The sequence below is a fragment of the Alteromonas confluentis genome, assembly GCF_001757105.1.
Lineage (GTDB): Bacteria > Pseudomonadota > Gammaproteobacteria > Enterobacterales > Alteromonadaceae > Alteromonas > Alteromonas confluentis.
This window is the reverse complement of sequence record NZ_MDHN01000032.1, coordinates 99,177-108,377: the sequence shown is the minus strand read 5'-3', so window position 1 is coordinate 108,377 and position 9,201 is coordinate 99,177. Positions and strand designations below refer to the sequence as shown.

General features: G+C 43.7%; 13 protein-coding genes and 1 pseudogene. 11 read left to right on the top strand and 3 right to left on the bottom strand.

What is annotated here, in order from left to right; genetic code table 11:
• The first annotated feature begins 75 nt into the window (after positions 1 to 75).
• From tnpA to tnpC, 3 genes are all read left to right on the top strand, one after another.
• On the top strand, positions 76 to 393 hold the full coding sequence (gene tnpA, locus BFC18_RS14540; RefSeq protein WP_070125566.1) for an IS66 family insertion sequence element accessory protein TnpA: 318 nt from the start codon (positions 76 to 78) through the stop codon (positions 391 to 393).
• Positions 390 to 740, top strand: a complete 351-nt coding sequence (gene tnpB, locus BFC18_RS14535) for an IS66 family insertion sequence element accessory protein TnpB (protein WP_070125565.1) — start codon at positions 390 to 392, stop codon at positions 738 to 740. Before tnpA ends, tnpB begins: the two co-directional genes overlap by 4 nt.
• Before the next feature lie 86 nt (positions 741 to 826).
• Positions 827 to 2,326: an IS66 family transposase gene (tnpC, locus tag BFC18_RS14530; RefSeq protein ID WP_070125564.1), complete on the top strand. Its 1,500-nt coding sequence runs from the start codon at positions 827 to 829 to the stop codon at positions 2,324 to 2,326.
• A gap of 28 nt (positions 2,327 to 2,354) precedes the next feature.
• Here the strand turns inward: tnpC and BFC18_RS22170 are convergent.
• Positions 2,355 to 2,588 (bottom strand): annotated as a pseudogene (locus tag BFC18_RS22170) (helix-turn-helix domain-containing protein); the annotation flags it as partial.
• Between the two features lie 240 nt (positions 2,589 to 2,828).
• Here BFC18_RS22170 and BFC18_RS14525 point away from each other — a divergent pair.
• From BFC18_RS14525 to BFC18_RS14515, 3 genes are all read left to right on the top strand, one after another.
• The gene (locus BFC18_RS14525; protein ID WP_070126286.1) at positions 2,829 to 3,254 is read left to right on the top strand and encodes a hypothetical protein; all 426 of its coding nucleotides are present in this window, start codon (positions 2,829 to 2,831) and stop codon (positions 3,252 to 3,254) included.
• Between the two features lie 15 nt (positions 3,255 to 3,269).
• Positions 3,270 to 3,608 (top strand): GNAT family N-acetyltransferase, encoded by a 339-nt coding sequence (locus BFC18_RS14520; protein WP_070126285.1) that lies wholly within the window; start codon positions 3,270 to 3,272, stop codon positions 3,606 to 3,608.
• Positions 3,609 to 3,719: 111 nt separating this feature from the next.
• A complete protein-coding gene (locus tag BFC18_RS14515; protein WP_070126284.1) occupies positions 3,720 to 4,220 on the top strand; it encodes a flavodoxin family protein in 501 nt (166 codons plus the stop codon).
• Positions 4,221 to 4,314: 94 nt separating this feature from the next.
• Here the strand turns inward: BFC18_RS14515 and BFC18_RS14510 are convergent, their stop codons facing one another.
• Both BFC18_RS14510 and BFC18_RS14505 read right to left on the bottom strand, forming a co-directional pair.
• On the bottom strand, positions 4,315 to 4,536 hold the full coding sequence (locus BFC18_RS14510) for a toxin-antitoxin system HicB family antitoxin (RefSeq protein ID WP_070126283.1): 222 nt from the start codon (positions 4,534 to 4,536) through the stop codon (positions 4,315 to 4,317).
• 1 nt (position 4,537) lies between these two features.
• On the bottom strand, positions 4,538 to 4,960 hold the full coding sequence (locus BFC18_RS14505) for a putative toxin-antitoxin system toxin component, PIN family (RefSeq protein ID WP_070126296.1): 423 nt from the start codon (positions 4,958 to 4,960) through the stop codon (positions 4,538 to 4,540).
• A gap of 140 nt (positions 4,961 to 5,100) precedes the next feature.
• Here BFC18_RS14505 and BFC18_RS14500 point away from each other — a divergent pair, with 140 nt between their 5' ends.
• The 5 genes from BFC18_RS14500 (at position 5,101) to BFC18_RS14475 (ending at position 8,865) form a co-directional block, all read left to right on the top strand.
• Entirely contained in the window at positions 5,101 to 5,484 is a 384-nt protein-coding gene (locus tag BFC18_RS14500; RefSeq protein WP_070126282.1) for a hypothetical protein, read from the top strand.
• A 133-nt stretch (positions 5,485 to 5,617) separates the two neighbouring features.
• Positions 5,618 to 6,337, top strand: a complete 720-nt coding sequence (locus tag BFC18_RS14495) for a glycosyltransferase family 2 protein (protein ID WP_070126281.1) — start codon at positions 5,618 to 5,620, stop codon at positions 6,335 to 6,337.
• A gap of 121 nt (positions 6,338 to 6,458) precedes the next feature.
• Positions 6,459 to 6,878, top strand: a complete 420-nt coding sequence (locus BFC18_RS14490; RefSeq protein WP_070126280.1) for a GNAT family N-acetyltransferase — start codon at positions 6,459 to 6,461, stop codon at positions 6,876 to 6,878.
• 571 nt (positions 6,879 to 7,449) lie between these two features.
• Positions 7,450 to 7,917, top strand: coding sequence for a nuclear transport factor 2 family protein (locus tag BFC18_RS14480; RefSeq protein ID WP_070126278.1), 468 nt, complete (start codon positions 7,450 to 7,452; stop codon positions 7,915 to 7,917).
• A gap of 102 nt (positions 7,918 to 8,019) precedes the next feature.
• On the top strand, positions 8,020 to 8,865 hold the full coding sequence (locus BFC18_RS14475; protein ID WP_070126277.1) for an acyl-CoA thioester hydrolase/BAAT C-terminal domain-containing protein: 846 nt from the start codon (positions 8,020 to 8,022) through the stop codon (positions 8,863 to 8,865).
• The last annotated feature ends 336 nt before the right edge of the window (positions 8,866 to 9,201 follow it).

Sequence of the window (9,201 nt, the reverse complement as noted above, 5' to 3'; positions counted from 1 at the left end):
GTAACCGTCCGGTAATCCCCACATTCAAAAACTGATGTCGCTACTGCATCGTGTTCTTTTGCTAAGGAGAACACCATGCGATACCAACGACGAGACGTTAATACCTGGCTGGCGCTTTTCGAACGTCAGGAACAAAGTGGATTATCAGCGGTGGCGTTCTGCCGTCAGCATCAGATAAACATTCAGACGTTTTATGCCAGACGCAGTGACATCCGGCTTCAGCGAACCAGCAATAAGTTTGTTCACGTTAAGCGCGAAGTCACCACGTTCGAATCCCGTATTGAAGATGACCCGCAGACCCTTTCGCTTGAATGCGCTGCTTCGACATTGCGCATACCCGCCAATGTCAGCCCACAGTGGTTAGCCGACCTGATGAAGGCGCTGAACGAATGAAGATGTTCGTCGAGCCTTCTGACATTTATCTTTATCTGGATAATGTCGACTTCCGTAAATCCATCAACGGCCTGATTGTCGTGGTGGAACAGCAGATGGAATTGAATCCGTTCCGGGATGCGTTGTTTGTGTTCTGCAATAAAAAGCGGGATAAACTGAAGGTGTTGTACTGGGATAAAACTGGCTTTGCCCTGTGGTATAAGCGCCTGGAGAAGCATCGCTTCAAATGGCCATCAGACACTGAATTACAGCACATGCACCTGAGTGAGCAGCAGTTGCAGTGGCTATTGTCGGGCTTTGATGTGATAGGCCATTCGCCATTGAACTACACGGCTTCCGGCTTATAACCGGTGATCATAAGTAGCATTTATCGATCACGAAATAGTCTGAATAACATCAGGTAATCAGTACCTTAATCGGCGATAATAGTCTTATGAACGAAGAAGATTATCAACGCCGCATCGCTGAACTGGAGCAGCAGCTCCGGGAATTGAATAACCGGTATCAATACCTGGAAGAGCAGTTCCGTATCGCACAGCAAAAACAGTTTGGCAAAAGTACTGAAGGCCACCCTGGTCAGGGTGAGCTGTTTAATGAGGCGGAAGAACTGACTGCCGATGTTGAAACGCCAGAGCAGGAAACCATCAGCTATACACGCAATAAACCTAAGCGTAAACCACTGCCTGAGGACTTGCCGCGTGAAGTCATCGTTCACGATATCCCTGATGAAGATAAAGTCTGTGGTTGCTGCGCTGGCACACTGCACTGCATCGGTGAAGATAAGTCTGAGAAACTTCAGTTCATTCCTGCTCAGGTGAAAGTGATTGAGCATGTACGTCCGAAATATGCGTGCCGTACCTGCGAAAAAGAGGGTATCAGCAATACGGTTAAACAAGCGCCGGTACCTCACAGCGTTATCCCTAAAGGCTATGCAACACCCAGCTTGTTAAGCCAGATAATCACCAGCAAATATCAGTATGGTCTGCCACTTTACCGGCAGGAAGCCATGTTCAAACAGCATGGCATCGAACTCAGCCGTAAAACCATGGCAGACTGGATAATCCGTTGCGCTGAGTTATTTAAACCGCTTTATGACCAGCTTCATCAACATCTGCTAAAGCAACCGGTTATCCAGGCGGATGAAACCACGCTGAAGGTTGTCGATTCTGACAAAGCGACCAGTTACATGTGGCTGTATGCCACCGGTGCAGATTCACCGCAAGCGACCATTACCGGCTCGTCAACACCCAATATCGTACTGTACGATTATCACAATAGTCGTGCGGGGCGATGTGCCGTGGACTTCCTTGATGGTTATAGCGGCTATCTGCAAGTGGATGGCTATCAGGGCTACGAACAAACGCAGGCCACCTTAGTCGGCTGCTGGGCCCATGCGAGACGCAAGTTCATGGAAGCGAAAAAAGGCGCTGGCAGTAAAGGCAGTGGCAAAGCCGACTGGGCACTGAACCACATACAGAAGCTCTACCGTGTCGAGACGCAGTTAAAAGAAGAAACCGCAGCAACCCGCTATGCACAACGACAAGAAAAAAGCCTGCCGTTGCTTAATCAGTTTGAAGCCTGGCTGATAAAATCAGCCCAACAGGTATTACCGAAAACAAAACTCGGCGAGGCAATACAGTATTGCCTTAATCAATGGCATAAACTGGTTCGTTACACACTCGATGGCCAGCTCACCATCGACAATAACCGCGCAGAGCGAGCCATTAAACCGTTCGTCATCGGCAGAAAAAACTGGCTGTTCAGCCAGACCGCAACCGGTGCCAATGCCAGCGCCATCCTCTACAGCATCATTGAAACAGCGAAGGCTAACGACCTCAATGCGTTCGATTATGTCATGGCCTGCCTGGAGCAGCTCAGCAAACCCGAAACCGGTATCGAGCAACATCTACCATGGCAGTTTGCAAAACGATAGGTGGGATTAGCGGACGCTTACCCTGAGGTTCTGCCAAAGCACACCGCCTGCGGCTTTTTCGTCGTCTGACGTGCGTTCTTCGCTGAGCGATAGCAGGGCGATACGCGCCATCAATTCCCCAACAGGAATTTCTTTTTACTTCACGCCATATTGTTGTACGGTGTCTTGAAAGTGCAGCCGCAATATCCGGTACAGTCAATCCTTGCTTTCTGAGCGCAGACAACATATACCTTTCATTCTCGGTGAGCTGTTGATACTTCATGACATTTACCTTCTTGCCGGAAAGAAAATGGAGAAGTAACGATAGCTCACCGTTTTAATTTTTGGGCGTGTTGCAGTTAGTATATGAATTCGGCGCGCATAACAATCCATACAATCGCATTAAAACGCTTGCTGGGACGCTAACGCATGGGCAACGTCACTTCGTTCCTAATTTTAGCCCATGCGTTATCGCCCTTTATGCGGGCGTTAGGCACTTACAGCATAAATAAAGGAATATGAAATGAATAAGCCAAGTGAATGGTCAGAGTCAAAGAAGTGGTTCATGGGAATTGTAGCCACTTTGATAGTCGGGCTTCTAACTTGGGGAGGCTCAAATTTGGTAAATGTTCTAAATAGTGACAGTGGCATTCAATTAATTAAGCCAATTGAACCAACAGATGGAGCATCATTTAGTCATTTTCCTCGAAATCTCGAACTCAAATGGGAGCCCATCAAAGAGGCATCTCGGTACGTAGTAAATATAGAATACCAGTATAAAGGCAAGTGGAACCCTACACCTTTTGATGATCGCTTTGTAACAACAAACAGTTTTCAAAGCATTGAATTTATTGGGGCTCAGGGCGGGAGATGGAAAGTGAAAGCAATTGATTCTAACGAGAATACAGTCGGAGAATCGTCATGGTGGTATTTCAGTTTTTCAAGGTGACTACGTGCCTAACATATATGCAACTTCAGGGAAGATTCTCATTTCTTTCTTGCATGTGATCAAACAGGCAATCCTTTAGGCTTTATACAGCTTTACCCTTCATTTTCATCCGTTGCAATGAAATCAATGTGGTACCTAAATGACTTGTTTGTTATGCCAAATGTAAGAGGTAAAGGAGTTGCTAGTGAACTATTGAATCATGTAAAACAATTCGCAAAAGATAACGATAGTCTCTCTTTGAAATTAGCCACAGCGATTGATAATGAAGCCGCGAAAATGCTTTACCAGAAACATGGCTTCAGTAAGGTTATTAATTTTGATCATTATGTTCTTCGAACAAATACGGCGCGTTAATACTCGCTAGCGCTCACTGGGGCTATAACATGTAGGGTCAGTGGCTTCGTTCGGGATGTTAGCCTACGTGTTTCCGCCCCTTATTTGGGTGTATGCGATAAGGATATCGATTTGAATTTTCTGGTAGTTTTAGCAAGCTCAAGATCTGACGGTAATACTGCAAAGTTATCCCGTGTGATTGCTGATAGTCTTCAAGCCCACACCGTCGATCTTCAAAATTTATCAATTTCATATTTTGACTACGAATCTCGTAATCAATCTGATGACTTCATTCCGTTAATTGAACGCATCGTGTCGTCAGACTTTGTTGTATTCGCAACGCCTGTATACTGGTATTCCATGTCAGCACAATTGAAAACGTTCTTTGACCGGTTTACTGATTTACTTACAATAAACAAAGAACTGGGGCGAAAACTACGCGGCATGCCAATATCGGTAATTGCTACAGGTACAGAGCCTGAATTGCCTTTGAGTTTCACAAGTCAATTCGAGCTAATCTCTGGATACCTTGGCCTGAAATACCATGAACCGCTATATTGTTGCTGCCCAGATGAGTTCAACCCTCAGCATCACCAGCAGGCAATTCAAGGTTACATTAAAAAAATCGCATGACAATCTGCTGTAGTCGCTCGCTGAGACGCAAGCACGTAAGCTCAGTCGCTTCGCTCCAATTTTAGTCTACGTGTTATTGCCCGTTATACAGATGTTAACTGCCAAAGTGCTCATCCAGCTTCTTCAGTAAATCTAAGCCTCTCTTCTGATCCCCGGTAGCAGCCAATGCTTTGAATCTTACTTCAGTATCAAATTCAGCAATCGCCTGAGTTGTTAACTCTTCTATCAATTTATTTAGGCTCAGTTTCTTGTGTGCCGCCAGTGCCTTTAATCTATTGTGCTTATCGTCTGGTAAACGTACTGTTAGAGTCGACATATTAAACCCCTCTCAAATATTGTTCGGGCGAATAAATTTTCAGACCATCAAACTGCAACTCAGCATTGCGTAAGTCTTTAAGATTATTCGTTATGATAAATCCAGCATTTCCTGCAACGGCAAGTTCGATGAGAAAGTTATCGCCTTCATCTTTTAAATTTGGCCGCCACAGGTAATGAATTTGTACCCACTCGCAAACACCAAAAAACGATGCTATCAACGTATTAACTTCATCTTCGGTTAACGGGCATAGCTCTCGTATTTTAGGCCTTTTGCTAACGGTCTCATATTCTAGAAACAGTGTTGTACTCACTAAAGGTTTTAGTTGGCCAAGTAGGCAACGGCGAATAATTTCACGGGCTGGGCCAGCTTTGCCAATCAAGGCACTTATAAGTACACTGGTATCAATAACGACTGTATTCATACGGCTAATGCTAGCGTATATGCTATCACTTTTCAATTTGGTAATGTCAGCAAACAAAGCGCTTATTTTCACTCACGACGTTCACTGAGACATAAACAGCGGCGCGGCTGATTAGGGCGGTATACCTACGGACAGGTCTTATGAATATTTGGATTTTCATTTCTGGGCTAATTGCTTTATTGACTTCCTTCATTCACATATTTGCGGGTCAAATTGAGCCAGTAAGACCTTTCTTAAAAAGCCGTCTAGACGGCATATCTAAAGCAACGTTACTCGCTTGTTGGCACATTACATCTGTAACATTGTTAACGTCATCGTGCTTGCTAACTTATGTTGGTTGGGTCGATGAAGTAAAGCTGTACGATGTAGTTTTCTTCTTAGGCGTTCTTTATTGTCTTTATGGCATAGTTTTCATCGTAATTGGTATTTATTTTTTCTCAGCATCAACACTGATTAAACTTCCGCAATGGTCTTTACTTCTCCCAATAGGATTGCTTGCCATTTGGGGTGGAACGCAGGTATAACAAACGCAATAAATCGCTCGCGGGCTCGCTGCCACTACAAACACGCGGCGGCTTTGCCATTCCCACAGCATGTTTGCGCCCGCTAGCTTAGCGATATGCACTAAAAGCCATTGCCCATAGCAAGTAGGTTTCAATGAATATCACAATAGTAATTCCAGCACATAATGAAGAAAAATATCTCGGTCGATGTTTGTCATCGGTAGATGATCAGTCAATCCCACACGACATGCAGGTAGATAAAATTGTCGTGCTAAACAGATGCTCAGACAAAACCGAAGAAGTCGCAAAGGCTCACGGAGCTACCGTTGTTTCAAATGATTCAAAGAACCTTTCGAGTATTAAAAATACGGGCGTCGCTCACGCAAAAACTGAATGGGTAATCACAATCGATGCTGATAGCTGGATGTCTAAAGGGGTGTTGACGGAAATATATCAACATGCAAAGTCGCCTGGCTCTCTCGGTGGAGGCATACGAATTAAACCTGAAAGAATCTCGCCGGGAATAGTGGTAGGGTACGGAATGATGCTGATCCCTGCTTTTTTCCTTGGGCTTTCTTTTGGTATGTATTGGTTCAGAAAGTCAGATTTTGATGCTATCGGTGGATTTGATGAAAAACGCCATATTGCTGAAGATGTAGACTTTCTTAGAAGACTCAAGTTACATGGAAAGAAAACAGGTAGACGACACAAAATTATCTCGCTCGAATCCATAACAACATCTTGCAGAAAATTCGATGAATTTGGAGACTGGCATTTTGTACGGATATTCAGAAATCCTTTCCGCGTTCGACAGGCTATTACCGGGAATGATCGAGAGTATCTCGACAAGAACTGGTATGAAGTAAAGCGCTAACTGTATAAACATCACAACAATTGGTCATAAACAAAATTGTGCATACAAGCGCATAAAATCGGACTTCAAAAGCTGCTGTGCAGATTTTTTATCCGATTACGCTTGTTGTGAGGAGCTTAAAATGTCACCACAGGATTGTTTTTTAGAAGAAAGTCCACCTTCGGCAAAAGATTTCTCCTCGCTGAGAGCTGCTGTCGGATGGGCAAATCCTGAACTGCCAATTATTGAAAGCAGCATCAATTCTTCATTGTATTGGGTTTCGATATTTCATGTTGATCTACTGGTTGCATGTGGTCGTGTTATCGGTGATGGTTTCATGTACTTTTATGTACAGGATGTCCTGGTACATCCTGAGTATCAAAAGCTTGGTTTAGGCACAAAAATCATGAAGTCTATAAACGGTTTTGTTACTTCTAATTGCCCGTCTGGTTCAACTGTTGGGTTACTGGCAGCAAAAGGGAAAGAAGATTTTTATCTCAGACATGGCTTCACATTGAGAAATGGTAAAGATTTAGGTATGGGCATGTGCAGGTTTATTTAGCCTGCCCTGTTGAACACAAGAAAAATGGGCTTCTCCAGATTTGAAAGTCACCAGCACGTAGTGGCTGGTAACAAACTTGATGTTATCTATGACCGATTTACTACCAAAATCGAACTTAAAGTAAATAGGGCTATTCTCTATTCAAAACACATCTGGTTCTGGCCACGGCATAACGCTTTTATTCAAATCGGCGCAGAGGACTATCGGTTAAGCGTATACAAGCTTCTTATCTGGAGCGCTAAATTGAAGAAAGATAATAATAGTGTTGTCGAGGAGCTATTGCCGAGACGTCGTAGACGCTCCATTTCAGTGCTTGGCTACTGCGCTTTAACCATTTTAGCCAGGGCTTTATCAGTTGCCATTTCGGCTTAGTCGCTAACACAATTTGCTTTCAACCGAGGCTATAGCTTCTGATTTATCATTGGCGATTCGTAAGCTCTACGGTTACGATGGATGCTTGGTTAGATATATTATGCATAAACTCAAATATATATACGCAATTCACCATATCATCGAACTGCGTTAAAAGTATTGGCCACAGCGTTATCTGAATATCAGAAATGGAGTTTTGATGAAAAAAGTTTTCGTACTATTTCTTACCCTTTTATTTTCCAGTGCTTTACTTGCCGATGATGCACCAATTGATCTCGATGCTTTAGCCAAGCTTTACTTTGAAAAGATGATTGCAACGCAGAGCCCGACAGCGACAAAAAAAGAATTGGAAGCCTATCTCGCGCTATTAGCTGACGATGTTGGTCACTCACACCTTCCCTGGGTTACAGATGACTCTCGTTTACCTTCTGGTAAAGAAGATATGCGCCAAGGTATGACCTTCTACTTAGGCGCGCACACCGATTACAGCGCTGAATTATTGGATGTTTTTACGTTTAACCAATCAGCTATCGCTATCCGATATAAAAACCATGCAAAGGGAATCCATCCGCAAAATAATCAGCCCATTGAGTACTCTCAAACAATGATGGAAGTGTTAGAAATTGAAGATGGGAAAGTGGCCGTAATCCGCAAATATCACGAATGAGCACAGTTTGCTGTCGACGTCACTCGCTGGGAAAAACAGTTAGCGCTGAAGCAACTGTCGCGAAGATTAGCCACCTATAACACCACACGGAATGTATAACGAATGAAATTAATAATAAAAAAATTACTTTGTGCTTTGTCTTTTCTTGCCCCTACTCTCGCAATAGGCTCTACAGTTCAGAAGATTGATTTTGAAGACCATGGTTTTGTCGCACATTATTATGCGCAATCGCCCGAGTCTCTGAAACAACCCATTATTGTGCTTGGTGGCTCAGAGGGCGGCATCCCGACTCGTCTTGCTCAAGTAATTGCCGATAATGGCTTCCCTACCCTCGCTGTCGCCTACTTTAAAGAAGAATCACTCCCTGACGAATTAGAAAAGATACCTCTAGAGTATTTTGAAAAAGCTAAAAATTGGTTGCGCCACAAACACCCAGAATACAACAACCTGACATTAGTGGGCTGGTCGAAAGGGGCTGAATTATCGTTGCTTCTTGCTTCACAAGACACAGCGTTCAACAGAGTTATCGCAATTGCGCCGAGCGCGGTGGTTTGGGCTGGCATTTTAAAAGACTGGCAGAAAACGCCAGGTTCAAGTTGGACTCGAGAACAACAAGCACTGCCCTTTGTGCAATTTAATCCAAGTGGTGCCGTAAACGGTTTGCTCGACCTTTATTCCCAATCTCTCGCTAATCGTCAAGATGGCGGTAAAGCAACAATAAAAACAGAAAATATACAGGGTAATGTTGTTCTGTATTCCGGTGGCAAAGATGAAATATGGCCATCGAATTTAATGGCAGAAAAAGTCTGTCAAAGGATGCAGCGCAACAAGTTATCTACTTGTGAACACGTTAACTATCCAGCACTTAGCCACTTATTAGATTACAAATTTTTGGATAAATCTGAACAATCATATCAAACGTTTGTGAGCAGCCTTGAGAGCAAGTAGCTATCTGCTTTGGTAGTGCTGCCCGCTTTGGAAACGCCACGCACTTTGCCTGGCGTGAATTCATCAAGCCGAAATATTCTCAAAAATACCTAACCTGGCTTTTGAGTACCCGCCTTATTGCAGGGCTCAAATAGCATAAAAGGACTTCATTATGGATATCGCAACATCAATCTTCATTTCTTGGTTTCCCTTGCTTCTGCTTATTTTCATTTTTTGGGGAATTCCGATCCTCGTGATTTCCAGTTCAAAGAAAGTAGGCCGAAGCGAAAAACTCGCTTGGATCATCGCGACTTTGTTTATAAGTTGGGCGTGTTTATTATTATATTTACTCCTCGC